This is a genomic window from Phenylobacterium sp. (assembly GCF_041919955.1).
Taxonomy (GTDB): Bacteria; Pseudomonadota; Alphaproteobacteria; order Caulobacterales; family Caulobacteraceae; genus Phenylobacterium.
In genome coordinates, this window is sequence record NZ_JAYRSU010000002.1 from 286,632 (window position 1) to 312,835 (window position 26,204).

The 26,204-nt window shown below is 68.9% G+C and carries 30 protein-coding genes; 19 read left to right on the plus strand and 11 right to left on the minus strand.

All coding sequences use genetic code 11. The annotated features are described in order from the left end of the window. Positions 1-33: 33 nt before the first annotated feature. From ligA to ACE3T2_RS03165, 4 genes are all read left to right on the plus strand, one after another. Positions 34-2,379, plus strand: a complete 2,346-nt coding sequence (ligA, locus tag ACE3T2_RS03150) for an NAD-dependent DNA ligase LigA (RefSeq protein ID WP_374654605.1) — start codon at positions 34-36, stop codon at positions 2,377-2,379. Between the two features lie 22 nt (positions 2,380-2,401). Then, positions 2,402-2,929 carry a YdcF family protein gene (locus tag ACE3T2_RS03155; RefSeq protein WP_374654607.1) on the plus strand — a complete coding sequence of 176 codons (528 nt, stop codon included), beginning with the start codon at positions 2,402-2,404 and terminating at the stop codon, positions 2,927-2,929. Further along, positions 2,908-3,318, plus strand: a complete 411-nt coding sequence (locus ACE3T2_RS03160; protein ID WP_374654609.1) for an EVE domain-containing protein — start codon at positions 2,908-2,910, stop codon at positions 3,316-3,318. Before ACE3T2_RS03155 ends, ACE3T2_RS03160 begins: the two co-directional genes overlap by 22 nt. An 85-nt stretch (positions 3,319-3,403) precedes the next feature. Then, complete coding sequence (locus ACE3T2_RS03165) at positions 3,404-3,976, plus strand: PEPxxWA-CTERM sorting domain-containing protein (RefSeq protein WP_374654611.1); 573 nt, start codon at positions 3,404-3,406, stop codon at positions 3,974-3,976. Positions 3,977-4,030: 54 nt separating this feature from the next. Here the strand turns inward: ACE3T2_RS03165 and ACE3T2_RS03170 are convergent, their stop codons facing one another. Both ACE3T2_RS03170 and ACE3T2_RS03175 read right to left on the minus strand, forming a co-directional pair. Next, a complete protein-coding gene (locus ACE3T2_RS03170; protein ID WP_374654613.1) occupies positions 4,031-5,848 on the minus strand; it encodes an aminopeptidase P family protein in 1,818 nt (605 codons plus the stop codon). Between the two features lie 38 nt (positions 5,849-5,886). Continuing rightward, a complete protein-coding gene (locus ACE3T2_RS03175; protein WP_374654615.1) occupies positions 5,887-7,062 on the minus strand; it encodes an MFS transporter in 1,176 nt (391 codons plus the stop codon). A 110-nt stretch (positions 7,063-7,172) separates the two neighbouring features. Between ACE3T2_RS03175 and ACE3T2_RS03180 the strand changes: the two genes are divergently transcribed. Continuing rightward, entirely contained in the window at positions 7,173-7,517 is a 345-nt protein-coding gene (locus ACE3T2_RS03180; RefSeq protein ID WP_374654617.1) for a GIY-YIG nuclease family protein, read from the plus strand. Between the two features lie 14 nt (positions 7,518-7,531). Here ACE3T2_RS03180 and ACE3T2_RS03185 read toward each other — a convergent pair whose 3' ends face one another. Then, positions 7,532-8,683 (minus strand): helix-turn-helix transcriptional regulator, encoded by a 1,152-nt coding sequence (locus tag ACE3T2_RS03185; RefSeq protein ID WP_374654619.1) that lies wholly within the window; start codon positions 8,681-8,683, stop codon positions 7,532-7,534. 149 nt (positions 8,684-8,832) lie between these two features. Here ACE3T2_RS03185 and ACE3T2_RS03190 point away from each other — a divergent pair, with 149 nt between their 5' ends. The 3 genes from ACE3T2_RS03190 to ACE3T2_RS03200 all read left to right on the plus strand — a co-directional run bounded on the left by ACE3T2_RS03190 (position 8,833) and on the right by ACE3T2_RS03200 (position 10,526). Continuing rightward, entirely contained in the window at positions 8,833-9,303 is a 471-nt protein-coding gene (locus tag ACE3T2_RS03190; protein ID WP_374654621.1) for a hypothetical protein, read from the plus strand. 40 nt (positions 9,304-9,343) lie between these two features. Next, on the plus strand, positions 9,344-9,748 hold the full coding sequence (locus ACE3T2_RS03195; protein WP_374654623.1) for a hypothetical protein: 405 nt from the start codon (positions 9,344-9,346) through the stop codon (positions 9,746-9,748). Positions 9,749-9,965: 217 nt separating this feature from the next. Next, complete coding sequence (locus ACE3T2_RS03200) at positions 9,966-10,526, plus strand: GNAT family N-acetyltransferase (RefSeq protein WP_374654625.1); 561 nt, start codon at positions 9,966-9,968, stop codon at positions 10,524-10,526. Here ACE3T2_RS03200 and ACE3T2_RS03205 read toward each other — a convergent pair. The 3 genes from ACE3T2_RS03205 to ACE3T2_RS03215 all read right to left on the minus strand — a co-directional run bounded on the left by ACE3T2_RS03205 (position 10,519) and on the right by ACE3T2_RS03215 (position 13,307). Continuing rightward, complete coding sequence (locus ACE3T2_RS03205; RefSeq protein WP_374654627.1) at positions 10,519-10,956, minus strand: hypothetical protein; 438 nt, start codon at positions 10,954-10,956, stop codon at positions 10,519-10,521. The genes ACE3T2_RS03200 and ACE3T2_RS03205 overlap by 8 nt on opposite strands. Positions 10,957-11,026: 70 nt before the next feature. Beyond that, positions 11,027-11,893 carry a 50S ribosomal protein L11 methyltransferase gene (locus ACE3T2_RS03210; protein ID WP_374654629.1) on the minus strand — a complete coding sequence of 289 codons (867 nt, stop codon included), beginning with the start codon at positions 11,891-11,893 and terminating at the stop codon, positions 11,027-11,029. A gap of 49 nt (positions 11,894-11,942) precedes the next feature. Continuing rightward, entirely contained in the window at positions 11,943-13,307 is a 1,365-nt protein-coding gene (locus ACE3T2_RS03215; protein ID WP_374654631.1) for an O-antigen ligase family protein, read from the minus strand. A 117-nt stretch (positions 13,308-13,424) separates the two neighbouring features. On the opposite strand from ACE3T2_RS03215, the gene ACE3T2_RS03220 reads away from it, so the two are divergent. Then, positions 13,425-13,802 carry a hypothetical protein gene (locus ACE3T2_RS03220; RefSeq protein ID WP_374654633.1) on the plus strand — a complete coding sequence of 126 codons (378 nt, stop codon included), beginning with the start codon at positions 13,425-13,427 and terminating at the stop codon, positions 13,800-13,802. Positions 13,803-13,920: 118 nt separating this feature from the next. Here the strand turns inward: ACE3T2_RS03220 and ACE3T2_RS03225 are convergent, their stop codons facing one another. Continuing rightward, positions 13,921-16,275: a UvrD-helicase domain-containing protein gene (locus tag ACE3T2_RS03225; RefSeq protein ID WP_374654635.1), complete on the minus strand. Its 2,355-nt coding sequence runs from the start codon at positions 16,273-16,275 to the stop codon at positions 13,921-13,923. Positions 16,276-16,377: 102 nt separating this feature from the next. Here ACE3T2_RS03225 and ACE3T2_RS03230 point away from each other — a divergent pair, with 102 nt between their 5' ends. Both ACE3T2_RS03230 and ACE3T2_RS03235 read left to right on the plus strand, forming a co-directional pair. After that, a complete protein-coding gene (locus tag ACE3T2_RS03230; protein WP_374654637.1) occupies positions 16,378-16,578 on the plus strand; it encodes a hypothetical protein in 201 nt (66 codons plus the stop codon). 3 nt (positions 16,579-16,581) lie between these two features. Then, complete coding sequence (locus ACE3T2_RS03235) at positions 16,582-16,707, plus strand: hypothetical protein (RefSeq protein WP_374654639.1); 126 nt, start codon at positions 16,582-16,584, stop codon at positions 16,705-16,707. Between the two features lie 168 nt (positions 16,708-16,875). On the opposite strand, the gene ACE3T2_RS03240 is transcribed toward ACE3T2_RS03235, so the two are convergent. After that, positions 16,876-17,085: a ribbon-helix-helix domain-containing protein gene (locus ACE3T2_RS03240; RefSeq protein WP_374654641.1), complete on the minus strand. Its 210-nt coding sequence runs from the start codon at positions 17,083-17,085 to the stop codon at positions 16,876-16,878. A gap of 116 nt (positions 17,086-17,201) precedes the next feature. Here ACE3T2_RS03240 and ACE3T2_RS03245 point away from each other — a divergent pair, with 116 nt between their 5' ends. Continuing rightward, the gene (locus tag ACE3T2_RS03245; RefSeq protein ID WP_374654643.1) at positions 17,202-17,987 is read left to right on the plus strand and encodes a Coq4 family protein; all 786 of its coding nucleotides are present in this window, start codon (positions 17,202-17,204) and stop codon (positions 17,985-17,987) included. Between the two features lie 78 nt (positions 17,988-18,065). Here the strand turns inward: ACE3T2_RS03245 and ACE3T2_RS03250 are convergent, their stop codons facing one another. Beyond that, on the minus strand, positions 18,066-18,251 hold the full coding sequence (locus ACE3T2_RS03250) for a DUF4169 family protein (protein WP_374654645.1): 186 nt from the start codon (positions 18,249-18,251) through the stop codon (positions 18,066-18,068). Between the two features lie 130 nt (positions 18,252-18,381). On the opposite strand from ACE3T2_RS03250, the gene ACE3T2_RS03255 reads away from it, so the two are divergent. The 4 genes from ACE3T2_RS03255 (at position 18,382) to ACE3T2_RS03270 (ending at position 21,870) form a co-directional block, all read left to right on the plus strand. After that, positions 18,382-20,100 (plus strand): CHASE domain-containing protein, encoded by a 1,719-nt coding sequence (locus tag ACE3T2_RS03255; RefSeq protein WP_374654647.1) that lies wholly within the window; start codon positions 18,382-18,384, stop codon positions 20,098-20,100. 89 nt (positions 20,101-20,189) lie between these two features. Beyond that, positions 20,190-20,420, plus strand: coding sequence for a DUF2171 domain-containing protein (locus tag ACE3T2_RS03260; protein ID WP_374654649.1), 231 nt, complete (start codon positions 20,190-20,192; stop codon positions 20,418-20,420). Between the two features lie 390 nt (positions 20,421-20,810). Next, positions 20,811-21,020 (plus strand): cold-shock protein, encoded by a 210-nt coding sequence (locus ACE3T2_RS03265; RefSeq protein WP_374654651.1) that lies wholly within the window; start codon positions 20,811-20,813, stop codon positions 21,018-21,020. A 112-nt stretch (positions 21,021-21,132) separates the two neighbouring features. Further along, positions 21,133-21,870, plus strand: a complete 738-nt coding sequence (locus ACE3T2_RS03270) for an NYN domain-containing protein (RefSeq protein WP_374654653.1) — start codon at positions 21,133-21,135, stop codon at positions 21,868-21,870. Positions 21,871-21,925: 55 nt separating this feature from the next. Here the strand turns inward: ACE3T2_RS03270 and ACE3T2_RS03275 are convergent, their stop codons facing one another. Then, a complete protein-coding gene (locus ACE3T2_RS03275) occupies positions 21,926-23,128 on the minus strand; it encodes a pyridoxal phosphate-dependent aminotransferase (protein ID WP_374654655.1) in 1,203 nt (400 codons plus the stop codon). Positions 23,129-23,236: 108 nt separating this feature from the next. Between ACE3T2_RS03275 and ACE3T2_RS03280 the strand changes: the two genes are divergently transcribed. From ACE3T2_RS03280 to ACE3T2_RS03290, 3 genes are all read left to right on the plus strand, one after another. Further along, positions 23,237-23,635 (plus strand): hypothetical protein, encoded by a 399-nt coding sequence (locus tag ACE3T2_RS03280; RefSeq protein WP_374654657.1) that lies wholly within the window; start codon positions 23,237-23,239, stop codon positions 23,633-23,635. Positions 23,636-23,744: 109 nt separating this feature from the next. After that, the gene (locus ACE3T2_RS03285) at positions 23,745-24,140 is read left to right on the plus strand and encodes a YciI family protein (protein WP_374654659.1); all 396 of its coding nucleotides are present in this window, start codon (positions 23,745-23,747) and stop codon (positions 24,138-24,140) included. Continuing rightward, entirely contained in the window at positions 24,137-25,417 is a 1,281-nt protein-coding gene (locus tag ACE3T2_RS03290) for an RNA polymerase sigma factor (RefSeq protein WP_374654661.1), read from the plus strand. Before ACE3T2_RS03285 ends, ACE3T2_RS03290 begins: the two co-directional genes overlap by 4 nt. An 11-nt stretch (positions 25,418-25,428) precedes the next feature. On the opposite strand, the gene ACE3T2_RS03295 is transcribed toward ACE3T2_RS03290, so the two are convergent. Beyond that, positions 25,429-26,073 carry a glutathione S-transferase family protein gene (locus ACE3T2_RS03295; protein ID WP_374654663.1) on the minus strand — a complete coding sequence of 215 codons (645 nt, stop codon included), beginning with the start codon at positions 26,071-26,073 and terminating at the stop codon, positions 25,429-25,431. Positions 26,074-26,204: the final 131 nt, after the last annotated feature.

Consider the following 26,204-nt stretch of genomic DNA (forward strand, 5'->3'; position numbering starts at 1 on the left):
CGACCAAGGCGCTCCCCGAAGGGGGGAAACCGAATGACCGACAAGCCCGCCGCCGACCTCTCCGAAGCCGAAGCCGTCGAGGAACTTACCCGCCTCGCCGACGAGCTCGCGCGCCACGACATCGCCTATCATCGCGAGGACGCGCCGACGATCTCGGACGCGGAGTACGACGCCCTCAAGCGCCGCAATACCGAGCTGGAAACGGCCTTCCCCCATCTCGTCCGCGATAACTCCCCGTCGCTGCGGGTCGGCGCCGCGCGGTCCGAGCAGTTCGCGCCGGTCGAGCACGGCGTGCCCATGCTCAGCCTCGACAACGCCTTCTCCAACGAGGACGCGCTGGAGTTCGACGCCCGCATCCGCCGCTTCCTGCGCCTCTCGGGCGCCGAGGAGATCGGCTACACGGCCGAGCCGAAGATCGACGGCCTCTCGGCGTCGCTGCGCTATGAGAAGGGCGTCTTCGTCCAGGGCGCGACCCGCGGCGACGGCCGGGTGGGCGAGGACGTCACCGAGAACCTGCGCACGATCGCCGACATCCCGGGGCGCCTTTCCGGCTCGGGCTGGCCCGACGTCATCGAGATCCGCGGCGAGGTCTATCTGGGGCACGAGGAGTTCGCCGCCCTCAACGCCGCGAATGCGGCGGCGGGTCTGAAGACCTACGCCAACCCGCGCAACTCCGCCGCCGGCTCCCTGCGCCAGATCGACCCGAAGATCACCGCTACCCGGCCGCTGAAGTTCTTCGCCTACGCCTGGGGCCTGATCAGCGAGCCGTTCGCCCAGACCCAGTGGGAAGCGCTGGCCAAGCTCAAGGACTGGGGTTTCAAGACGACTCCCGAAAGCCGCCGCGTGGTCTCGGGCCAGGGCCTGCTGGACGCCTATTCGGCGATGGAAGCGGTTCGCCCGCACCTCGGCTACGACATCGACGGCGTGGTCTACAAGGTCGACCGCCTCGACTGGCAGCATCGCCTGGGCTTCATCACCCGCACGCCGCGGTGGGCGGTGGCGCGCAAGTTCCCGGCCGAGCAGGCCCGCACGATCCTTGAGGCCATCGACATCCAGGTCGGCCGCACCGGGGCGATCACGCCCGTCGCGCGCCTGCATCCGGTCACGGTCGGCGGTGTGGTGGTGGTCAACGCCACCCTGCACAACGCCGACGAGATCGCCCGCAAGGATGTGCGCATCGGCGACACGGTGATCCTGCAACGGGCCGGCGACGTGATCCCGCAGATCCTCGGCTACGTGCCCGAGGAGCGCCCGGCGGGCGCGGTTCCCTACGAGTTTCCCACCGTCTGCCCCTGCGATCTGAAGACCCCGATCGTCAAGGAGACGACGGCCGCCGGCGCCGAGACCGTGGTCCGCCGCTGCTCGGGCGAGTTCGCCTGCCCGTTCCAGCGGATCGAGCATCTGCGCCACTTCGTGTCCCGCCGCGCCTACGACATCGAAGGCCTGGGCGAGAAGCAGCTCACCTTCTTCTTCGAGAAGGGCTGGGTGGCCGAGCCGGCCGACATCTTCCGCCTGGCCCGCGACGAGGAGAAGCTGGCCGAGCTGCGCGCCACCGATGGCTACGGCGAGACCTCGATCAGTAATCTGGTCGCCGCCATCAACGCCAAGCGGCGCATTCCGCTCGACCGCTTCATCTTCGGCCTTGGCGTGCGCCATGTCGGCGAGACCACCTCGATGGCCCTGGCCCGTCACTTCGAGACGGTCGATCGCTTCATCGCCGTCGCCAACGCCGCGGCCGCCCAGCGGGCGGGCGGCGGCTATCTGGCGCTGACCGAACTGGAGGGGCTGGGCCCGACCGGCGTGCGGGCCGTGCTCGACTTCGGTGGGAACGACCTTGGTCTCGTGCCGGACGACGTCTCGCTGGACAAGCGCCTGCAGCTGGCGATCCCCAAGCTCAACTCGCGCGCCCGCGCCGCCCTGATCGAGCGCTTCGGCGATTGGGACGCGATCGCCGCTGTCGCCCGCGAGGCCGCCGCCCAGGCGCCGGGCGAGGATTTCCGGGAGCTCTCGGGCGTCGATGCGGTCGGCCCGGTCGCCGCACGCATGATCGCCGAATTCTTCGCCGAGCCGCACAACCACGCCAAGGTTGACGCCCTGCTGGCCCAGCTCGACGAGGTGATCCCCGCCGAGCGGCCCAAGACCGACACCGCCGTCGCCGGCAAGACCATCGTCTTCACCGGCAGCCTGGAGAAGATGACCCGCGACGAAGCCAAGGCCCAGGCCGAGGCGCTGGGCGCCAAGGTCTCCGGCTCGGTCTCCAAGAAGACCGACCTGGTGGTGGCGGGGCCCGGCGCCGGATCCAAGCTCAAGACCGCGACCGACCTGGGCGTCCAAGTCATGACCGAGGACGAGTGGCTGGCCCTGGTCGGCGGCGGCTGAGCCACAGAGTTTGGCGACCTATATGGTCATCTTCGGCGCCGCAGTCCGCCCCGACGGCCGCCCCAGCGGCGTCCTGCGACGTCGCATCGAGGGCGCGCTGGCCGCGGCCCGGGCGATCGACGATCCCTGGTTCCTCACCACCGGCGGGCTGGGGCGCGAGGGCCATGTCGAGGCCCAGGTGATGGCCGGGCATCTGACCGCCGGCGGCGCGCGCGCCGAGCGCGTCCTGGTCGAGGGAGCGGCCCTCGACACCCTGCAGTCCGTCCGTCTTTGCCATGAGATCCTCGCCGCCCGCCGGGACGTCGGTGAGGTCGTCGTCTGCACCAGCCGCTTCCACCAGCCGCGCTGCGCGATGCTGCTCGCCATGCTGGGCTACCGGGTCGTCCGCCCGCCTATGCCGCTCGACCGCCCGCATCTTGGGCCGGGTCGCTGGGCGGCCTATGTGGGCAAGGAGTTCTTTTCCACGCCCTATGACTGCATGTTGATGCTGGGTGACTTGGTCGCCCGCCGGATCAGGAGGAAACCGCCGTGGCGTCCAAGTGGCTCGTGAAGTCCGAACCCGACACCTATTCCTACGCCGACCTTGAGCGTGACGGCCGCACCGTCTGGGACGGGGTGCGCAACTTCGCCGCCGCCGGCCACCTGAAGGCGATGAAGGTCGGCGACCAGGTGTTCTTCTACCACTCGCAGGAGGGCAAGGACGTGGTGGCGATCGCTCAGGTCGCCAAGGAAGCCTTCCCCGACGCCTCCGACCCGACAGGCAAGTTCGTCGCCGTCGAGCTGACCCCGGTCCGCAAGCTGAAAACCTCGGTCACCCTCGCCGACATGAAGGCCAACCCCGCCCTCGCCGACATGGCCATGTTGCGCCAGGGCCGCCTCTCGGTCTCCCCTGTCAGCGACGCCGAATGGGCGGCGATCCTGAAGATGGCGGGCGAGTAGGGGGTAATTTCCGCCCGTCCAGTGGCCCGCTTTCCGGCGTCCTTACGCATACCCCTTTGATAGCCACAGCTCTTAGGGGGTCGCCATGAGCGCTCGATCAAAGATTACGTCCGGCCGGCTGGCCGGCGCCGCACTCGCCCTGGCCATGCTGGCCGCACCGGCCGGTGCGCAGGCCGCCGTCCGTTACACCTTCGTCGGCAGCGCCCAGGATGAGGGCGCGATCAGCTTCACCTATCTGGCGCAGGACTTCATCACGTCCTGGCAGACCGTCCTGCCGGATGCGTGTTCGATCCAGAACCCGGCCTTCGCCTGCGAGAAGATGGAGTTCCAGCCAACCCCGACCAGTTTCCCAGCCTCGGAAGGCGACTTCCTGTCGTTCGGCCACGTCAATGTCGACGGCTCGGGCGGCGGCGGCGGGTTCTACTTCTTCCAGCCAGGGGCGTTCGGCGCGGTCGGCTTCTATTCGAACGCCAATTGGCCGATCAACAATTTCCAGCACCCGCAGTGCTGCGCCGGCAACGCCGGTCCTGCGACCCTGAAAGTCGAGCTGGTCGGCTCGGCCGTCCCGGAGCCGGCCACCTGGGCGATAATGATCACGGGCTTCGGGCTGGCGGGGGCCGGCCTGCGCCGTCGCCGGGCGTCCATGATCCTGGCCTGACGACGGCGGAGCGGTCCCCGGCGCTCGGTCCGGGGGCCGCTTAAGCCGACCTCGCTAGAGCGGCGCGCAGGCCGCTTCGAGCCAGGCGCGGACGTCCGCCTGCTCCAGCCGCGGGCCGACCACGGCCAGCACGCGCGCGTGATAGGCGTCCATCTGGGCGCGCTCGGCGGGCGAGAGCATCTCCGCCACGATCAGGCGCCGGTCGATCGGCGCCAGGGTCAAGGTCGTAAAGCCCAGCATCGGCCGTTCGCCGCCCGCGATCGGCGAGGCCTCGGTCACGTACTGCAGATTCTCGATGCGGATGCCGTAGGCGCCTTCCTTGTAGTAGCCCGGCTCGTTCGACAGGATCATGCCGGGCCGCAGGGCCACGAAGTTCGGCAGCTTGGATATCCGCTGCGGTCCCTCGTGCACGCCGAGGTACGAGCCGACCCCGTGGCCGGTCCCGTGATCGTAGTCGAGGCCGGCGTTCCACAGCGGCGCGCGCGCGAGGGCGTCCAGCGCCGACCCGGTGGTTCCGGCCGGGAAGCGGATCGCGGCCAGGGCGAGGTGGCCCTTCAGGACCAGGGTGAAGCGCTCGCGCATCTCCTGGCTCGGCTCGCCAATGGCGACCGTGCGCGTGATGTCGGTGGTGCCGTCCAGGTACTGGGCGCCCGAGTCCACCAGCAGCAGCGAGCCCTGCTCCGTCGGTTTGTTCAGCCGCGTGGTCGGGCGGTAGTGAACGATGGCCCCGTTGGAGGCTGCGCCGGCGATCGTGTCGAACGACAGGTCCTTCAGCGCGCCGGTGTCCTGGCGGAAGCCTTCCAGCCTCGTCACCACCTCCACCTCGTCGACGGTGCGGCCCTGCGCCTCCGTCGCCACCCAGTGCAGGAACCGGGTCACCGCCACGCCGTCGCGGGCGTGGGCCTCGGTCGTGCCGGCGATCTCGACGGCGTTCTTGCAGGCCCGCGGCAGGGCGCAGGGATCATCGCCCCGCACCACCTCGGCGCCGGCCCTGGACAGGCTGTCGAAGTACCAGGCCGAGGACTGGCCCGGATCGACCAGCACCCGCTTGCCCTTCAACTCGGCCAGGGCCGCCGGCAACTCGTCCGGGGTCTCCAGCCGCACCTCGTTGCCCAGCCAGGCCCGCAGTTCGGGGGATACCTTCACCGGATCGAGGAACAGGCGCGCCGAACCGTCCTGGTTCAGGATCGCCTGGCCCAGCGGCAGGGGCGAGCGGATCACGTCGCCGCCGCGCACATTGAACAGCCAGGCGATGGACGAGGGGGCGGTCAGCACCGTGGCGTCGGCGTTCTTGCCCTTCAGGGCTTCGCCGATCCGCGCGCGCTTGGCGCTCGACTCCTCGCCGGAATACTCGAGCGGATGGGGCACGACCGGCGCGGTCGGCTGGGGCGGACGCGCCGCGCCCCAGGCCTCGTCCAGCGGGTTGCGCTCGACCGGCTTCAGGCTGGCGCCGGTCTTGGCGACGGCGGCCTTCAGCCGCTCCAACGCGTCGGGCGAGTGGAGGCGCGGATCGTAGCCGATCACCTGGCCGTGCGTCGTAGCGGTCTCGAGATAGGCGGGCACGCCCCCCTCGACCAGGTCGCGGATCTCGAAGACGCCCTGGTCCACCTGGTCGCGGACCTGCAGGGTGTAGCGGCCGTCGACGAAGATCGCGGCCTTGTCGGCCATGATCACCGCGGCCCCGGCCGAGCCGGTGAACCCGCTGGCCCAGCCCAGGCGGTCGTTGGCCGCCGGCAGGTATTCGTTCTGGTGCTCGTCCTCGTGCGGCGCCAGGAAGCCGTCTAGGCCCTGCGCCTTCATGGCGGCGCGGATCAGGGGGACGTGCTTCGGTCCGAAGGACGGATCGGTGGTTTCGTCGAAGGTCTGATACATGGCCGGGAACTTAGTCCCGCCGGCCCTCGCGCGCCACCCTAGCCGGCGGGTTTGCGCAGGGCGAACAGGCAGCCAAGCGCCAGCACGCAGGCGGCGATCAGCAGGCCGAGGGACCATTCCACCGACCGGGCCAGGCCCAGTGCGAACAGCAGCGGCGCGACCGCCCCGACCAGCCGCGAGGCGACGCTCAGCGCCCCCAGCCGCTCGCCGTAGTTCCGCTTGCCGAACAGCACCAGCGGCAGGGTCCCGCGGACGATGGTGAAGAGCCCGTTGCCCGCTCCGTAGAGCACGGCGAACGGCGCGGCGGCCAGCGGCCCCAGCGCCAGCAGGAGGGCCGCCCCGATGGGGAACAGACTGACCGCAACCCGCGCCGAGACCAGCGGATGGATGCGCCGCACCAGCACGAATTCCGCCAGCCGCGCGGCGACCTGGGCCGGCCCGACCAGCATCCCGGCCGCCACCGCCGCGGCCGCGCTGGCGCCCAGGCCGGTCAGCAGCGGCGGCAGGTGCGCGCCCATGATCGACCCGATGCCCGACATCACCGCCAGGGCGACGGCCAGCAGGGTCATCTGCAAGGCAATGTGCTTGGGCGGCTCGGCTTCGTCTTCGGCCGTCGTATCCGCCGGCTCGGCGTGAGACGTCTTCGCCGGCCGTGGCAACGTCAGATGCAGGGGCAGGGCGATCAGCAGGTTGGCGCCGGCCCACACCAGGGCCGCGACGCGCCAGCCGTGGGTCGCCTCCAGCCAGGCGGTCAGCGGCCAGGCGATGGTGCTGGCGAAGCCCGCGATCAGGGTGACGCCGGTGATCGAGCGCCGCGCCTCCAGCCCGAACCAGCCGACCAGGCCGGCGAAGGCGATGTCGTAGAGCGCCAGCGCCATGCCGATCCCCAGCACGAGCCAGGCGGCGACCAGCTGCGCCGGGCTCTGGGCCAGGGCCATGCCGATCAGGGCGAGGGCCAGCACGATGCTGCCCGCCGCCAGCGGCCGGCGCGCGCCGTGCCGGTCGACGGCCCGCCCGGTCGCCGGACCGAGCAGGCCCATCAGCAGCAGGGCGCCCGAGAACGCGCCGAACACGAAGGCGGTGGAGACGCCCAGGCTCTTTGCCTGCGCAGCGGCCAGCGAGGCGGGCAGGTAGCTGGAACAGCCGTAGCCGATGAGCTGGGTGATCCCCAACGTCCACACCGCCCGTCGCGGGGTGATGGCCAGCCCGTCCATTCGCGGCTCCTTCGCCTAGAGGCCGTAAGGGGAGTCGCGCGTCCCTCGCGCCTTAATTAATTTACCCGGGTATAATTGACATCGGCCGCCGGAGGGCTCATCTGGAGGCCATGGACAAGACCAACCGCCGCGAGGCCATCCGCCAGTACAAGGAGCGAAAGGTCCCGATCGGGATCTTCGCCCTGCGCTGCCGCACGACCGGGGCGGCCTTCGTCGGCGCCTCGCGCAACCTCGATGGACAGCGCAATTCCTCGCTCTTCTCCCTGCGCCTCGGCAGCCACCGCAACAAGGCGCTGCAAGCCGCCTGGACCGCCGCCGGCGGCGAGGCGGGCTTCGAATTCGTGGTGCTGGAAACCCTTGAAAACGAGGACCTCGGCCCCCTCGGCCGTGACACCTGGCTCAAGGAGCGCGAACGCCACTGGCGCGCCGAGTTGGACGCGCAATCGGCGATTTGACGCCTGCTGGGGCGTCAGTGATCTGAACTTGATGCGGCCGAGACGCTGCGGGCCAGCAGCGCGGCGGCTTCCGCCTGTCGGTGAGTGCCGGTCTTGGCCAGAATGCGTTTGAGGTGCGATCGGACGGTCGCCAGGCCCACACCCGTTTCGGCGGCGATCTCGTCCAGGGACGCGCCTCGTCCCAGAGCGGCGGCTACGACGCTTTCCGACCGGGTAAGGCCGAACAGTTCGCGCAGGCGCGCCGCCGCAAGGGGCGCTTCTGGGTCTCGGATATGGATCAGGACGGCCGGCTGCTGCAAGCCCGTCACTGACGCCGATGGAGGCAGCGGCGCGATTTCGAGCGCGAGCGGCGCGCGGTCGATGCGAGGAACGGAAAGGGCGCCGCCAGGCGCGCCGATCTTTCCCTGCGCGATATCGAGGCTTGCACGCAGCAAGGTCAGCAGGCGGTCATGCAGCCTCGGTTGGCGAAGGGCCAAGCGGCCTTGGACGACGCTCAACTCTATGTTCTCGCTGAACATCTGCCGGGCTGCGCGATTGGCGTGCAGAATGCGGCCGGCCGCGTCCAATATCAGCACGCCTGCGTCGAGGCGATCGAACGCATCCAGCATGGCGCGGCGCCCGCTCTGCGCCGCCGCCAGGCGCTGGCCTATGCGCAGGGCTCTCTGCAGGTGAGGCAATACCAGCGCTGCCTGACGGCGCTCAACCGCATCGTATGCGCCGGCCTCCCGCGGGCGATGGACGCCAAGCACGCCGATCGCGCCGTCGGCGGCCGGAAACACCGCCCCCAGCATATGATGGATATCCAGCCGGCTTAGCCATTCCTGATAAAAGCCGCTTCGCGCCTGCTCTTCCGGCGTAACCAGATCCTGGTCGGTAATGACCCTGGACAGGCCGTGGGCGACCGAGCGCGTCACCCACAGATCACGGCGATGCCAGTGGTCTGCCCAGGCCTGATCGCGCTCCGCCACGATCAGGTTGCCAGTGAATTCCAACAGCTCCACCCGCGCGCCTTCGCCGTGCAGTTTCAAGATCGTGCTGGTGGAGCCGAAGGCCTCGGCGATATGCGTCGCCATGCCCGCCCACTGGGCGTCGTCCAGGGCGGCGTCGTACAGCCGTCCCACAAGCCCGGAAACGCCCGCTGCGTCATAGAGGTCTGCGGACGGCATGTGCGCCTCCTTGATCCCGTCGGTCCCGGACGCGGGCGCCGGTCGCGCCCGCCAACTGCCAACGACGCCGATTTCTCCCCCATTTGGGGGACGAACGTCGTTCTTCGTCACCTTAACCATGGGCGTCGAGATTTTCAGGGGTAGGTCTGATGACGAAATCGGGAGCGATCACGGCGTTCCTGCCTGCGGTGATGCTCGCCGCGTGCGGTCAGGACGCCGCCAGCGCCGCGGGGGCGCCGACGAAATCCGGGGCGGCGGAGGCCTTTTCCGGCCTGCCGCTCAAGCGGGGCTACTACGTCGCCAGCGACACGCCCTGCGCCCGAGCTTCGAACGCCACGGTTTTGCTGCTGCGCCGTAACGGCGTCGGCGGGGCGCGAGACTTCTGCGAGTTCCGGAAGATCGAGCGGTTGGCCCCGAATACCTATCGGGTGACGGAGGCCTGCGGCGACCTGCAGGACCAGGCGCCGCCTGAGGTTGGCGTGACGACCTACACATTGTCCGGCGACACGGCGTTCACTTCGAAGAACGCCCACGGATGGGCGCACAGCGCGCGCTACTGCGCCCAATCGAGCCTGCCATCTCCGTGGCGCGAGAACGACATTCGGGACGTCACGGGCTGACCACCCTCGAGCGCAGGAGGACATGATGGCGCTTACGACCTTGAGCGGCGTCGCCAGCGGCATCCGCCATTCCACCGAGACGCGGGGATCCGTCGGACGCAACGGCGGTTCGATCGGCACCGGCCAGGTCATCGCCTTTCGCGTCGGCGAGCGATCGGCCCAGATCAAGCTGGTCGATGTTCCCGACATCCGGGATGGCGACGAGGTCACCCTGGCCGGCCGCGAGAAGAACGGCGTGTTCAAGGCCTTGGCGATGCGCAACGACGGAACGCGGGCCGTTTACAGCATACCGACCGTGGTCGGCTATCTGATGGGAGCCACGCTCGTCGCGCTCGGCCTGATGACGTTGTTCCTCATCGTCGGCGTTGTGTTCGTCGCCGGGGGCCTTTGGACGCTCTATGAGGCCTATGGTTACACGCGGGCGGCGAACATGCTCAAGGGGTGAGCCGATCCCGCCTATCGACCCCAGCCGCGAGTTTCGGCATAATCCGGCTATGCGTCACGCGCCCGCCCTGTCGAATTCCTGCGGTTCCTTCGGGGCCGTGCGTCTTCGCCTGGGCTGAATTCAAGCTCGCGAACGCCAGACCCCGCCGCATCGGCAGGGGTTCAGGCGACGCTGGACGAGCCTCCGCCGAGCGGCCTTAGCCCTCAAAAGGAAGCTCATGGAACCGCCCTACGAAATCCGCACCCCGCGCCTCCTGCTGCGCGAGTTCACGCCCGACGACGAGGCGGACGTCCACGCCTATGCCTGCGACCCGGCGACCGTCCGCTACATGGATTGGGGTCCGAACACCCTGGAGCAGACGCGCTTCTTTCTCGGCGAGGAGATCGCTCGCGCGCAGGTCAGGCCCCGCAGCCACATCGGTCTGGCTGTCCAGCATCTGGAGACCGGGAGCGTGATCGGTTCGATCCGCCTTGGCCTTTGGCCGCATCGTAACGCCGACATCGGCTACAGCTACGGTAGTCGGTGGTGGCGGCAGGGATACGGCTACGAAGCGGCCCGGGCCTTGGCCGACCATGCTTTCACGCAGTTGGACGTTCACCGCCTCTGGGCGACCTGCGACGTCCGCAACGCGGGCTCCTACGCCATCATGGAAAAACTCGGGATGCGCCGAGAAGGCGTCCTGCGCGCCAACCATCCGACCCGTGAGGGCGGTTGGCGCGACACCTATCTCTACGCCGTGCTGGCGCAGGAATGGGCGTCGCGCCCGCCGGTCACTTGAGCGGCTCGATCGCGGTGTCGGCGGCGTCTTGAGCCGCGTCGCCAGCGCTGGCCGCTACGTTTTGAGCGGACTGGGCGGTCTTCTCGGCCGCGTCCGCCGCGCGGTCGGCGGCGGTGCGGCCGGCCTGGGCGACGCTGGCGGCCGCATCGGCCGAAGCGCGGGTGGCGTCGGCGGCGGCCGACTGCGCCTGGGCGGCCATCGCCTCGGTGCGGCCGCTGTCGCGCGCGGCTTGCAGGTCGACCTCGCCGTTGCGGGTCTGGCCGAACAGGAAGAAGGCGCCGACCAGGGCGATGACGGCGACCAGCGCCGCCACCCACCAGCCGGAACTGCCGGAGCCGGAGCTCGCGGGCGCGGAGCGGATCTCTTCGCGCCGGATGGTCGCCGGCTGCTCGATCACCGTCCGCTCGACGGGTTCACTGGGATTGGCCATGGACGTTCTCCTCGGTCGTTGGCTTGCCCACCCTCGACCGCGGGGAAACGTCACGCACCTGCAGCGGTTCCTAGGCTCGCTTGAGCACCAGCGTCGCCCAGGCGTCGCGGTGCAACCGCCGGTGCAGGCGGAAGCCCTTGGAGAGATAGGCCGCCAGCACGCGCCGCTCCTGGGTGCGCAGCAGCCCGGACAGGATGGCGAAGCCGCCCGGCTTCAGCGCCTTCCTGATGTCCTGCGACAGCGCCACCAGCGGCGGCGCAAGGATGTTGGCGAACACCAGGTCGTAGGGCGCGGCCTGGCTTACCAGCCGGTGGCCCAGGCCCGAGGCGTGGACGAACCGCGCGGTCGACTTGTTGAGCTTGGCGTTCTCGTTGCTGATCCGCACCGAGGGGCCGTCGATGTCGGTGCCGACCGCCAGCTTGCTGCCGGTGCGCGCCGCGGCGATGGCCAGCACCCCGGTCCCGGCCCCGACGTCCAGCACCTTGTCGAACCGGCGGGCCTTGATCAGCTCGTCATAGGCGGTCAGGCAGCCGACGGTGGTGCCGTGGTGGCCGGTGCCGAAGGCCGCGCCCGCCTCGATGCGCAGGTTGACGGTGTTGGTCGGGGCCCGGCCCTTGTCGTGCGCGCCGAACACGAAGAAGCGGCCCGCCCGCACCGGCGGCAGGCCCGACAGCGCCATGGCCAGCCAGTCGGCGTCGGCCAGTTTCTCGACGACCGTCTTCATGCCCTTGTATTCGGCCAGCTTGGCGACGATCCCGTCGGCTTCCTCGCTGGTGGTGGGGAAGGCGTCGATGCGCCAGACGTCGTGGTCTTCGTCCTCTTCCAGGATGGAATAGGTGGCGCCCTCCAGCATCGGGTCGGCGTCGATGGCGGCGGCGGCGGCTTCGGCCACGGCGCGGGGACCGCGGGCGATGATCTGGACGGCGTCTTGGCTCATGGCCGCCCTTTAGAGGCGTGCGGCGCGAAACGCCAGAGCGCGCTTGGCCTCACCCGGCCTTGCGCCAGTCGGCCGGGCCGTCCTGCGGCTGCGGCGGCGGCAGCCAGATCTTCTCTTCGAACAGCGCCGGAACATAGGGCTCGGGCAGCTCGCCCTCCGCCCGCACGCTCGGCGGGGCGGGCAGGGCCATGGCGCTCGACTCCGGCCGCGGCCCCAAAGCGCGGGCCATGCAGGCGCTGGCCAGCACCCAGGGCAGGCTGTTGTGCGCGAGGATGAAGCTCTCCGACAGGATGGTCAGGCTGTAGACCGCCAGGAACAGCAGCGCGAAGTAGGAATCCTTCAGATAGTCGCGGCGCACCAGGCCCGCGATCATCGAACTGGCCAGCAGCGCCCCGAACATCGCCACGCCGATGGCGCCGAGCTGGATCTTCAGATCCAGCCAGCCGTTGTGGGCGGTCGGGACGACCCATTGCAGCTGCTCGCGGATCCAGTTGGCCGGCGCAGACTTCACGTCCCAGAATGCGGCGAAGCCATAGCCTAGCAGCGGCGCCTTGTCCGAAGCGCGCTCGACCAGCTGCCAGATCTGGGTGCGGCCGGTCAGGGTGGGGTCCTTGCCCAGCGCCTGGTAGAGCGCCTCGGGCGCCAGCACGACGACGGCGCCCAGCAGGGTCGCGAAGGTCACGCCGATCCACACGGCGGCGATCGCGCCGGCCGGGCCGCGCCGCATGAACGACAGCACCGAGACCCCGCACATCACCACCGCCAGGGCCAGGGCCGACGTGGCCGACCGGGTCATGACGATGAGGCCCACGCAGAGGACGAGCGTCGCAATCCACAGCGGCCGTCGTGGCGGGCTCAGGATCGCGGCGGTCACGGCGGCCAGGGCGCCGTAGACCATGGTCGCGCCCATCTGGTTCTTCTCGTACCAGAGCCCCCGCCACAGCCCGGCGTTGACGTCGTGGTGGACGCCCAGGCTCGGGACCGCCAAGCAGACGAAATAGCTGCCTAGCGCCAGGACCAGAAAGCTCCCGGCCAGCACTTCGGACAGCATCCGGCCGCTATAGGCCGCCGCCAGATAGAGCCCGAACAGGGTGGTGACGGCGACGGCGATCGCGCGACGCTCGCTGATCTGCGGGAACAGCGACCAGCTCGCCGAGGCGAAGGCCCAGCCGATCAGCAGGCCGAACATCGCCGCCGGCAGCCAGTACTGCGCCAGCTTCTGCACACGCAGCGCCGCCAGGGCCGCGATGAGGCCGTAGATCGGCAGCCACATCAGCCGCAGGACCGGATTGGAATCGCCGCCCGTCTGCAGCGGATCGAGCAGCGGGCCGACCAGCGCATTGGACATTGCGATGACGATCAGGGCGGTCGCGACCACTTCCAGCAGCCGTACCGCGGTAAGTGGCCTTCCCATGGTCCTGTCCCATTTCGGCGCAGCTGCCGCGGCGCAGGGACGAACTTTGCAATCGGTGAGCCCATTCGCGTACGGCCCGGGCTGGCCTCGCGGGCCGCGGCGCCGTAACGATCAGGCATGAGCAAGTATCTCCCGCTTTCCGAACATCTCGCCGGCCTCACGGCCGACCAGTGGCGCGCGACCTTCGCCGATATGGAAGCGGTGCTGGGCGCATCCCTGCCCAAGGCGGCCCGCCAGCCTGCCTGGTGGACGGGCGAGGGCAAGGCCCACCAGCGCGCCTGGCTCGACGCCGGCTGGCGGGTGTCGGACATCGGTCCTGGCGTGGTCGGCTTCCGCCGCATCGCCGCCCCGGACGCCGCCGACGTGCCGGAAGCTGAGCCCGAAATCTCGCCGCTCAAAGCTACGGGCCTGGCCCTGGCCGCTGGTGCGGCGGTTGCGGTGGTGGCCGGCCTGGGCGTTGTCGCCGTCAAAGCCGTGCGCAACCGCAGGGCCTAGGAAAAGCCGCCCTCCGCTCCGTCTTTGGCGGAGCAAGGTGCGCCCGGTTGCTTCCCCCTCCGTCTCGGCGCCTTGCGCCGAACCACGTCCCTCAAAAGGGGGAAGGATCTACTCCGCCTCAGGCCTTCTCGACGAACGAGTCGATGACCTTCTTCTCGCCGGCCTTGTCGAAGGCGACCGTCAGCTTGTTGCCGTCCACCGATTTCACCGACCCGTAGCCGAACTTCTGGTGGAACACGCGCTGGCCGCGCTTGAAGTCGCTGGCGGCGGAGGATTCCGACACCACCAGCCGGCCTTCGCCCTCGATCACCGCCCCGCGGCCGGGATGGCTGCCGTGGAAGTTCCGTTCCTGGGCGCGCTTCCAGCCGGGCGAGGAGTAGCCGGCGCCGAAGCTCGGGCTCGCGTCCCAACGGCTGCCGTGCTGCTGCTGCATGCCCGGCCCGCCGCCGTAGTAGCCGGTCTCGGAACTGGCCTCGACATTGGCCAGCGGCAGTTCGTCGACGAACCGGCTCGGCAGTTGACTGGTCCAGCGGCCATAGACCTGGCGGTTGGCGGCGAAGGAGATCCGCGCCTCCTCGCGGGCCCGGGTGATGCCCACATAGGCCAGCCGCCGCTCCTCCTCGAGGCCCTTCTCGCCCTTGTCGTCCATGCTGCGCTGGGAGGGGAACACCCCTTCCTCCCAGCCGGGCAGGAAGACCAGCGGGAACTCCAGCCCCTTGGCCGAGTGCAGGGTCATGATCTGCACCGCGTCGGCCTGCGGCCCGCGGTCCATGTCCATCACCAGCGACACGTGCTCCAGATAGGATTCCAGCGTGTCGAAGCTCTGCATCGACTGGACCAGTTCCTTCAGGTTCTCCAGCCGGGTCTGGGCGGTCGGCGTCTTGTCCAGCTTAAGGGCGTCGGTATAGCCGCTCTCCTCCAGCACCTGCTCGGTCAGGCGCGCGTGGTGGATCGCCTGGGCTTGGCCGCGCCAGCGGTCGACGTCGCGGATGAAGTTCGACAGCGCCGTGCGCGTGCGCCCGGCCAGCTCGTCGGTGCCGATCGCCTCGCGTGCGGCCTGCATCACCGGCACGCCGTTCAGCCGGGCGATCTGCAACAGCTTCTGCACCGTGGTGTCGCCGATCCCGCGCTTGGGCACGTTGACGATCCGCTCGAACGCCAGGTCGTCGTCCGGCGACTGGATCAGCCGCAGATAGGCGTGGGCGTCGCGAATCTCGGCCCGCTCGAAGAACCGCGGGCCGCCGACCACCGTGTATGGGATCTGCAGCATCACGAACCGCTCTTCGAACGCTCGCATCTGGAACGAGGCCCGCACCAGGATGGCGATGTCGCGGTACTTGCGCGGGTCCTTCTCGGTCCCGCCCTTCCTGGCGCGCTCGATCTCCTCGGCGATCAGCCGGCTCTCGGCCTCGCCGTCCCAGACTCCGCGCACCACGACCTTCTCGCCGTCGTTGCTCTCGGTCCAGAGCGTCTTGCCCAGGCGCCCCTTGTTGGCGGCGATCAGGCCCGAAGCCGCGGCCAGGATGTGGCTGGTCGAGCGGTAGTTTCGCTCCAGCCGGATCACCGTCGCGCCGGGGAAGTCCCGCTCGAAGCGCAGGATGTTGTCCACCTCCGCACCCCGCCAGCCATAGATCGACTGGTCGTCGTCGCCCACGCAGCAGACGTTCTGCCGTTTCTGGGCCAGCAGCCGCAGCCACAGGTACTGGGCGACGTTGGTGTCCTGGTACTCGTCCACCAGCACGTATTTGAACCGCTCGTGGAAGTCGGCCAGCACGTCCGGGTTGGCCATGAACAGCGTCAGATTGTGCAGCAGCAGGTCGCCGAAGTCGCAGGCGTTCAGCACCCGCAAGCGTTCCTGGTACATCCGGTACAGCGCCGGGCCCTTGCCGTTCGCGAACTCACGGCCTTCCGACGGCGGCAGCCGGTCGGGCGTCCAGCCGCGGTTCTTCCAATGGTCGATCATCCCGGCCAGCGCCTTGGGCGTCCAGCGCTTGGCGTCGACGTTCTCGGCCTCCAGCACCTGCTTGATCAGCCGCTCCTGGTCGTCGGTGTCCAGGATGGTGAAGTTCGACTTCAGCCCCACCAGCTCGGCGTGCCGGCGCAGGATCTGGGCGGCGACGGAGTGGAAGGTGCCCAACCAGCGCAGCCCCTCGGCCGAGGGACCGATGATGTGGGTGATCCGCTCGCGCATCTCCTTGGCGGCTTTGTTGGTGAAGGTGACGACCAGCAGCTCCCAGGGCTTGGCGCGTCCCGTGGCCAGGATATGCGCCAGGCGCGTGGTCAGCACTCGGGTCTTGCCGGTCCCCGCCCCGGCCAGGACCAGCACCGGCCCCTCGGTCGCCTCGACCGCCGCCCGCTGTTCGGGGTTCAGGCCGGTGAGATAATCGGGGCCGCGCACGCGGGCCAGGTCGCTGACCCGCGGGGCGGGCAGGGCGTCGTCGAAGGGGTTCTCGAATGATTCAGGCGAAGACATCGGAACATATGTAGCACACGCAGCGCGCGGCTTAAGGCCGGAACCGCCCTCGCGAAGCGTTCGTTCATCGCAGGTCGAGGAACCAAGCTGAGGAGGCCAAGCATGGCCCAGAACTCCGGTAGCGGCTCCACGCCCTGGCTCGCCTTCCTGGTGGGCGGCCTGCTCGTGGCGGTCGCGGTGATCGCCTACTTCCTCTATGCTGGCGGCTCGCCCCGGCCGCAGATGCCCCGCAGCGTCGATGTCGACGTCAACGTGCCCAAGCCGCCCGCCCTCCCGGACGCGCCGCTGCCTGCTCCGAAGTAGCCGATGGACGAAGACCAGCCGCCGCCTCGCCGCCCCATTCCGCTGACGCTCTGGGCGCTGCTGGGATTCTTGCTCGTGCTGGGCTTCCTGTTTGCGATGCGCGAGCTGAACGCGCCGGGTCTGGGCTAGGGGACAAAGCTTAGGTCGACGGCCATGGCTATTTAGATGCTCCCCAGTTGGGGGAGCTCCCGGCCGAATGGCCAGGAGAGGGGGACTTACGACTCCAGGGCCTGACGGATCGTCGCGGTCGCAGCGTCGATGTCCTCAGCTCCCCCGGTGGGGGAGCATCTGAATTCCTCACCCCTTCACGAAGGCCAGCGCGTTCACCCGGCAGGCCGAGGCGAGGGGGCGTTCGCCGCGGCCCTCGTCGATCTGGGCGATCAATCCGGCCAGGCTGACTCCGCGCGCGGCGGCCATCTCGTCCAGCACGGCCCAGAACTCCGGCTCCAGCGCTATGGAGGTGGCGTGGCCCGAGAGCAGGATCGAACGTTTTTTCAACGAAGGCATGGCCTTTTGTGGCTCAAGCCGCACCTCGCGGCCAAGTGGTCAATTGACCGCTTGCCAAAAGATGACGCCTGCGTCATTTTCAATCCGAACACTGTTAGCATTGAAGGCTCCTCCCCATGGCCATGACCGCCGACGCTCTCGACGCCCCGATCTTGCGCCAGGCTGCGCCGTCCGCCGACGTGCGCCTGCCCAGGCCCCGCCTGCAGTGGGGCGCGGCGCTGAAGGCCTTGCAGCGCCTGCTGAACGACAAGGAAGACACCGGCCAGGTGTTCGAGATCATGCGGGCCCTGAACGGGACCTCGACCGCCCGCTGTTACGAGCGGCTGCTGACCACCGCGCGGGGCGGCCGCATCGCTTATGAGCGCCAGGAAATGGCCGACAAGCTGATGGACGACGCCTGGCTCGACTCGCTGCCGGTCGGCAGCGTCGGCGCGGCCTATCGCGACTTCATCCGCTCGGAGGATCTCTCGGCCGAAGGCCTTGCCGAGGTCAGCCGCATCGAGGGCGCCGAGGTCGATATTCAGCACCCCTACGCCTGGATGGGCCGTCGCACCCGCGACGTCCACGACATCTGGCACATCCTGTCCGGCTATCACCGCGACGGCCTGGGCGAGGCCTGTCTGGTGGCTTTCTCCTACGCCCAGACCAAGGGCCTGGGCTGGGCGCTGATCGCGCTGGGCGCCATGTCGCGTTCGCGCGGCGCGAACTATCCGTACAACAAGGCGATCTGGCAGGGTTACAAGCGCGGCAAGGCCGCCGCCTGGCTGCTGGGCGAAGACTACGAACGCCTGATGGCAGAGCCGCTGGAGAGCGCCCGCAAGCGCCTGGGCATCACCCCGGCCACCATCTACGACTCCATCCCGCCGGAAGCCCGCGACGCGGCCGTGCCGAAGCGGGTCTGAGCCATTCGCGTCGCGCGCCGTGGGGCGGCGCGCGGATGCGAGGGCGGGGGAGTGTCGAGCCTTCCCCGCCCGCGTTGTCTACTCGTCGTCGGTTTCCCGCTTGGCGCCGTCCAGAGCCCGCTCGGCCTTCTCGGCCTCCGCCCTTTCCAGATCCTTCTGGCCCTTGGTGCGGCCGAAGCTTGCGCGATTTTCGCGCGCCTGCGCCTTGGCCTGCGCCCTTTCCCGAGCCTTCCTGACCTTGTTCAGGTTCACCACTTCGCCCATGGCCATATCTAAGCCACGCCCGGCGGGCCGCGATAGCCCCCGCTGCACGCGAGTGGGCGAACGTTGTTCTACTTTTCCGCGCCGCTGAACGCGGCTAAGCCTTGGCGCAGGCACTGGATCGGGGCGGCCGTTGGCGACCAGCTTCCTTGAAAATGCGATCACCCGCGTGCGCTCCTGGCCGGCGCGGGCCTTGCCGGTGGCGGTCGCCCTTGCGGGAGTGGCCGCGACCCTCGTCGTGTCCCTTGCGCTGGAGCAAGGCCGCGAGGCGCGCGCCCAGCTTCAGTTCGACGCCCTGGCAGACCAGGCCAACGACGCGGTCAGCCGACGGCTGGAGACTTATGTGGCGGTGTTGCGCGCCGGCTCCGGCCTGTTCGCCGCCAGCGACGAGGTCGACGCGCGCGAGTTCCGCGCCTTCGCCGAGCGGGTCGAGCTGACCCTCCGCTATCCCGGCATCCAGGGCATTGGCTATTCGATCCGCGTCCCGACGGGCGGGGAGGGCGCGCTGCTCGCCCGGCTCAAGGCCGAGGGCGTCCCTGAGTTTGGAGCCCTCCGCCCCCGCACCCCCGGGGAAACGCACGCGATCATCTATCTGGAGCCGCTGGACCTGCGAAACCGGCGTGCGCTGGGCTTCAACATGCACGCCTTTCCGGTGCGGCGCGAGGCGATGGACCGGGCTCGCGACACCGGCCTGCCGGCGCTGTCTGGCAAGGTCGAACTGGTCCAGGAGTTCGGCCAGGACAAGCAGGCCGGCTTCCTGATCTACGAACCGGTCTATCGCGGCGGCGTCACGCCCCGCACCATCGCCGAGCGGCGCGAGAAGCTGGAGAGCTTCGTCTATGCCCCGTTCCGCGCCGGCGATCTGCTGGGCGCCGTGCTGCCGACCGCGAAGGTCGCCGGCTTCGACTACCTGGTCTACGACGGCGCGCCGTCGCCGCGGAACTTGCTGCACCGCTCGGCCGAGTCTTCGCCGATGCGCGGCGGCGCAACGGCCACCCGCCGGCTCGACGTCGGCGGGCGCACCTGGACCATCGTCTACCGCGCCCGCGCAGACTATGACCACGGCGCCGACGGCGGACTGACCGTTGTCTTTGTCGCCGGCGGGTTGCTGGCGACCCTGCTGCTGACCCTGGCCGCCTGGCGTCAGGCCCACGCCCGGCTGGCGGCCGAGCGCGAGGTGGTGGCCCGCATCGCCGCCGAGGCGCGACAGAAGCTGTTGCTCGACGAGTTGAACCACCGGGTGAAGAACACGCTCGCCACCGTCCAGTCGATCGCCGCCCAGAGCCTGCGTCACGGCCAGGACGTCGGCAGCGTACGCCAGAGCTTCGAGGCGCGGCTGATCGCGCTTTCCAAGGCCCACAACCTGCTCACCCGCGACAACTGGAGCGGCGCTGGCCTGGCCGAACTGCTCCAGACCGAGCTCGCCCCCTATGGCGGCGAGAGCGGCGAGCGCGTCTCCATCGCGGGTGAACGGGTCTGGCTGGGACCCAACACCGCCGTCGCCCTCGGCATGGCCTTTCACGAGCTGGCCACCAATGCGGTGAAGTACGGCTCGCTGTCGAACGAGGCCGGCCGTGTGCATGTGACCTGGAGCGTCGGCGCCGGGGGCGGGGGGCTGGCCCAGGGGCCGCGCCGCCTGCGCATCGTGTGGCGCGAGCAGGGTGGCCCGCCGGTGGTCGCGCCAGAACGCCGGGGCTTCGGCTCGCGGGTGGTGGTCGGCGGTCTGGCCCATCAGCTCGATGGCGTCGTCGACCTCGATTTCGCGCCCGGCGGGGTGGTCTGCACCATCGCCTTCACCCTGCCGCCCGCCGGGGTGGAAGAGGAGATGATGGATCTTGGCTCGGCGGCTTGAGACGCCGGCCTGAATTTGCGGCCAAGCTGAAACCCGCGATGGCGCCGCCCGTTTTCCTGCAACCCCGAAACGCAGAACAGGAGAACGCCATGAACCCCGGCATCCGCGAGCATATGGAAGTTATCGGTTCGGACGGCGGCCATGTGGGCCGGGTCGACCATGTGGTGGGCGAGGAGATCGAACTTGCCAAGCTGGATCTCGGCGCCGGCCTCAAGCACCACCTTATCCCGTTGACCTGGGTCGATGACGTCGTCGACGACAAGGTGCGCCTGAACATCACCAAGGAGGCCGCCAAGGCCGCCTGGCGCGAAAAGCACTGATGCGATTGCGGGTCCGGGTCGCACCGGGCCCGCAGCATCTATACGGCGAAGAATCCCTGTTCGCCGCTTACCCGCACCTGACAGGGACGTCCTTCGTCCTGCAATTTGCGAGCTTGCTTGTTGGCCGCGGCTTTTGCGATTTCCTTGTCTGGGGAGTGGCCGAAATGATCGCCATCCACGCGGGGGGCGGCATTTCCGGCTTTTCGAAATATTTCTTGTGCCGCGCCGTAAAACCCGCCACTCTGAGAAGATCAAAATTCGTTTTGGCTCGCTGCCGATCTACCGTTGCTCAATGCTGACGCTTCGGAAAATGCGTTCGACCCTCTCCGAAAATTTGATCTCAAACCCACTAGCGGGTGAGAGAACTGATGTCCGAAAGGGACGACAAATATGACTATCGGTGTTGTGAAGTGGTTCAACGCGACCAAGGGCTTCGGCTTCATTCAGCCGGAAGACGGCGGCAACGACGTCTTCGTGCACATCTCGGCCGTTGAGCGCGCCGGCATGGCCACCCTGCAGGAAGGCCAGAAGGTCAGCTTCGAGCTGGAACAGGACCGCCGCAGCGGCAAGATGTCGGCCGGCCAGCTCCAGGCCGTCTGAGCCCCAGGCTCCGCAGAATCGGAAGCGGCCCGGAGCAATCCGGGCCGTTTTTGTTTGACACCTCGGCGGGCCATACCGCCGACTGCGCCGTCGCAATGTGGGAACAGGCGCAATGAATGAACGACGCGCGCCCCGACTGGCAGTTCTCATCGACGCCGATAATGCGTCGCCCCGTATCGCCGGGGGGCTTTTCGAGGAGATCGCCAAGATCGGCGAGGCCAGCGTCAGGCGCATCTATGGCGATTTCTCCAGACCCAATCTTAAGGGCTGGGCCGACATCCTGGCGGCCTACGCCATCATGCCACACCAGAATTTCGCCAATACGGTGGGCAAGAACGCATCTGACATCGCGTTGGTCATAGATGCGATGGATCTACTGCATAGCGGTCGTTTCGACGGCTTCTGCCTGGTGTCGTCCGACAGCGACTTCACACGCCTTGCGGCGCGAATCCGCGAGCAGGGGACCGACGTTTACGGCTTTGGCGAACAGAAGACGCCAGAGAGTTTCCGCCAAGCGTGCCGGCGCTTCATCTATACGGAGAACCTGTTGCCGGATGCTCCGTCGGTGGACCGGCCGGCCTCCAAGGCCGCGCTTCTGCCGCTGGCGGAAGCCGGCAAACTCCTGCGGACGGCGATCGGGCAGTTGGACGACGCTGGAGGCTGGGCGCCGCTGGGCCGCGTCGGCCAGCAACTGGCGATCCTCGCCTCTGATTTCGACGTGCGAAGCTATGGCTACGGCAAGCTCAGCGACCTGGTTCAGCACGTCGATAGCATTGAGTCCAAGCGCGAGCCCAGCGGCCCGATTTATGTTCGCTTGAAGCCGGCCAAGCCCTCACGCCCCCGAACATGAAAAACGGCCCGGATCGCTCCGGGCCGTTTCTGTCGATCGAGACCGAGCCCCGAACCTACTTCACGTTGGCGCAGAAGCGCTGGATGCGGGTGCAGGCGTCTTCCAGCACCGCGTTCGAGGTCGCGTAGCTGATGCGGAAGAATGGCGAGAGGCCGAAAGCCGCGCCGAACACCACCGAGACGCCTTCCTGTTCCAGCAGTTCCACGGCGAAGTCCTGGTCGCTGCCGATCACCTTGCCGCTGGGCGAGGTCTTGCCGATCAGCTGCTCCACCGACGGATAGACGTAGAACGCGCCTTCCGGGGTCGGGCACTTGATGCCGTTGGCCTGGTTCAGCATCGAGACCACCAGGTCGCGGCGGCCTTCGAACAGCTTGGCGTTCGGCTTGATGAACGCCTGGGTGCCGTTCAGCGCCTCGACCGCGGCCCACTGCGAGATCGACGAGGGGTTCGAGGTCGTCTGGCTCATCACCTTGGCCATCGACTTGATCAGGGCTTCCGGCCCGGCCGCATAGCCGATCCGCCAGCCGGTCATGGCGTAGGCCTTCGAAACGCCGTTCATGGTGAGGGTGCGGTCATAGAGCGCCGGCTCGACCTGGGCGATGGTCCAGAACTGGAAGTCTCCGAACACCAGGTGCTCGTACATGTCGTCGGTCAGGATCCAGACATGCGGATGGCGCAGCAGCACGTCGGCGATGCCGCGCAGCTCGTCCTTGGTGTAGGCCGCGCCCGACGGGTTCGACGGCGAGTTCAGGAACACCCACTTGGTCTTCGGCGTGATCGCCGCTTCCAGGTCCGCCGGCTGCAGTTTGAAGCCCGTGGCGTCCGAGGTGGCCACGGCCTTCGGCGTGCCGCCGGCCAGCAGCACGATGTCCCAGTAGCTGACCCAGTACGGGGTCGGGATGATCACCTCGTCGCCCGGGTTCAGGGTCGAGAGCATGGCGTTCCAGATCACCGGCTTGCCGCCCGGCGACACGTTCACCTGGCTGGCCTTGTAGGTCAGGCCGTTCTCGCGCTGGAACTTGGCGACGATGGCTTCCTTCAGCTCCGGAATGCCGTCGACGTTGGTGTACTTGGTCTTGCCGTCGCGGATCGCCTTGATGGCGGCTTCCTTGACGTTCTCCGGGGTGTCGAAGTCGGGCTCGCCCGCCGCCAGCGAAATCACGTCCCGGCCCTGCGCTTTCAGTTCCCGGGCTTTCGCGTCGGCCGCCAGGGTGGCGGACGGCTTAACGCGGGCGAGCGCGGCGGATTCGAGCGACATGGCGGGGGAACTCCCGGGTCAGGTTGAATGGAAACGGGCGGGGTTTAGCCCAAGGCCGCGCAAAGGCAAAGGCAGGAACGGCGCGGTTTCACGACCGTTTATCGCTCCATGACCCTGTCGCGCCCCGTCGCCTGTCTCGCCCTTCTGCTCAGCCTCGCCGCCTGCGGGGAGCGCCAGGCGGCGGTCGTCGCGCCGGTCGCGGTGAAGACCGCGCCCCATTCCTCCTATGTCGGCCGCTGGGCGGTCTCGCTGGCCGGTTGCCAGGCCGGCGCGTGGGAATTCGCCAAGGATCGGCTGAGCACGGCCGGAGAGGTCGCCTGCACCTTCGCCAAGGTCGCCCCGACGCCGGCCGGCTACACCGTCCAGGCCGAGTGCGCCGCGCAAGGACCGCAGACGCCCCAGACCTTCACCCTGACCTTCGCCGGCGTGGGCGCCGCCGAAACCATGACTGTGGCCGGCGGTCCGTGGAGCGGGCCCGTCGCCCTGGTGCGTTGCCCCGTGGGCTGATTGCGTTTTTTCTGCGCGGCGATGTCGATCCGGCGCGGCCTGGTTCGTCGTTCAGGAAATCGGGACATTTCGCGGGCGCTTTGCGCGCGGCTCGCCAGGAGGACCACCCATGCGCTTCATGTTCATCATCAAGTCGGCCGACACCAGCCCGCCGACCCCGGAACTGCTGGAGGCGATGGGCAAGCAGGCAGAGCAGGAGATCAAGGCCGGCCGCATGCTCGACACCGGGGGCCTCGCGCCGCTGCAGGTCAGCAGCCAGGTCACCCTGACCGCCGGCAAGATCGACGTGGTCGACGGGCCGTTCGTCGAGGCCAAGGAGATGATCGGCGGCTACGCCATCTTCGAGATGCAGAGCCAGGAAGAGGCGATCGCCGGGGCGGTGAACTTCCTGCAGCTGCACAAGGACCACCAGCCGGGCTGGGAAGGGACCTGCGAGATCCGCGCGATCTTCAGCGGCGACGAGCCCGACGCCACCTGCAACGTCGCCTCGCCGGCCCTGGCTTGAGCCTGACGGCCGAAACCCACCGCGCGATCCTCGCCGTCTGGCGGATCGAGCAGCCACGCCTGATCACCGGGCTGGCGAGGATGCTGCGCGACATTCCGCTTGCCGAGGAACTGACCCAGGAAGCGCTGGTCACGGCGCTCGAGCGCTGGCCGCAGACCGGCGTGCCCGAGCGGCCGGGGGCCTGGCTGATGGCGACGGCTCGCCGCCGCGCGCTCGACCACCTGCGCCGCCGCAAGATGCTGGCCCGCAAGCACGATCAGGTCGCCTGGGAGCTGGAGGACGCGCAGAACGCCATGCCCGATCTCGACGCATCCCTGGACGATGACATCGGCGACGAGATGCTGCGGCTGATCTTCACCGCCTGCCATCCGCGCTTGTCGCAGGAGGCCCGCGCGGCCCTGGCGCTGCGTATGATCTGCGGCCTGACCACCGAGGAGATCGCCCGCGCCTTTCTTCAGCCGGTCGCCACGATCGGCCAGCGCATCGTGCGGGCCAAGAAGACGCTCTCGGACTCCGGCCTGGCCTACGAGACACCGCGCGGCGAGGAGCTGGCCCAGCGCTTGGCCTCGGTGCTGGAGGTCGTCTACCTGATCTTCAACGAGGGCTACACCGCCGCCAAGGGCGACGACTGGCTGCGGCCCCAGCTCTGCGCCGAAGCCCTGCGCATGGGGCGCGTCCTGGTCGCCGTCGCCCCGACCGAGCCGGAGGCCTACGGCCTGCTGGCGCTGATGGAGCTGAACGCCAGCCGCACCGCCGCCCGCACCGACGCCGAAGGCCAGCCTATCCTGCTGATGGACCAGGATCGCAGCCGCTGGGATCAGCTCCAGATCCGCCGCGGGCTCAAGGCGCTCGCCCGCGCCGCCGAATTAGGCGGGCAGGGCGGCGCCTATGCGCTCCAGGCCGCCATTGTCGCCTGTCATGCCCGCGCCGAGCAGCCGCAGGACACCGACTGGATACAGATCTCGGGTCTCTACGGGCGCCTGGCAGAGTTGACCGGCTCGCCGGTGGTGGAGCTGAACCGCGCCATCGCGGTCGGCATGGCCGATGGGCCAGCGGCGGGCCTGGCCATCCTCGACACGCTCGCCGAACACCCGGCCATGCGCGCCTACCACCTGCTGCCCAGCGTCCGCGGCGACCTGCTGTTCCGCCTCGGCCGTCATGGCGAAGCCAGGGAGGCTTTCGAGGCCGCCCTCGCCCTCGCCGCCAATCGACGCGAGCAGGACCTTCTGCGCCGCCGCGCCGCCGAGGCCGCCGCCCTCATCCCAGCCAGGAGCTAGCCAGGGCGAGCCTAGGCCGCCACGCCCGCTAGGTCCGCCAACGCCACGTGCCCGCGGAAGCCGCCGGCCCCCTTGGGCGTCTCGCCGGCCTCGATGGCGTGGGCGAAGATCACCGCGGGGTCGGCCTCCAGCTTGTCGAACAGTCGCTGCAGGCGCGGATAGTCGGCCCGGTCGATCACGTCGTGATACTTTGTCCACCGGGCGATCCCGGCGAAATAGGCGTCGGCCAGGGTCTTCTGCTCGCCCAGCAGCCAGGGCTTGTCGCCGAGCAGCGCCTCGAGTTCAGCGTGTACGGCGACGACCTTGGCCGCGCCATAGGCCCGCAGCGCGGCCTTCTCGCCCGGCTCCATGGCGTGTTCCAGCGTCCGCCAAAGCGGGCTGAAGGACCCGAAGAAGCTGGTGTTCAGATAGGCCAGCATTTCGTTCAGCCGGTCGAAATCGCGTGTCCCCTGGGCGAATGCGATGCCGCTTTGCGGGCTGCGCGCGGCGATGTGGTTCAGGATCGCCATGCTCTCGCTCAGCGTCTCGCCTGCCTCGGTCAGCAGGGCGGGCGTCGCCCCGACCGGATTGATCGCCCTGAACGCCGGGCCGCTGACTTCGCCTGGCATTTCGATGCGGCTGAGCCGATAGGGCAGGCCCGACCATTCCAGGGCCACGATCGTGGCCTGACCCGATTGGGTGATCCGGGTTCAATGTTAGTGCATGGCTGGCTCTGAGGCCATGGTTGGGGTGGGCGAGCGCGCGCCCTCAACAGCTGGCGCGCTCGCCCATGGCACGATGGTTCCAC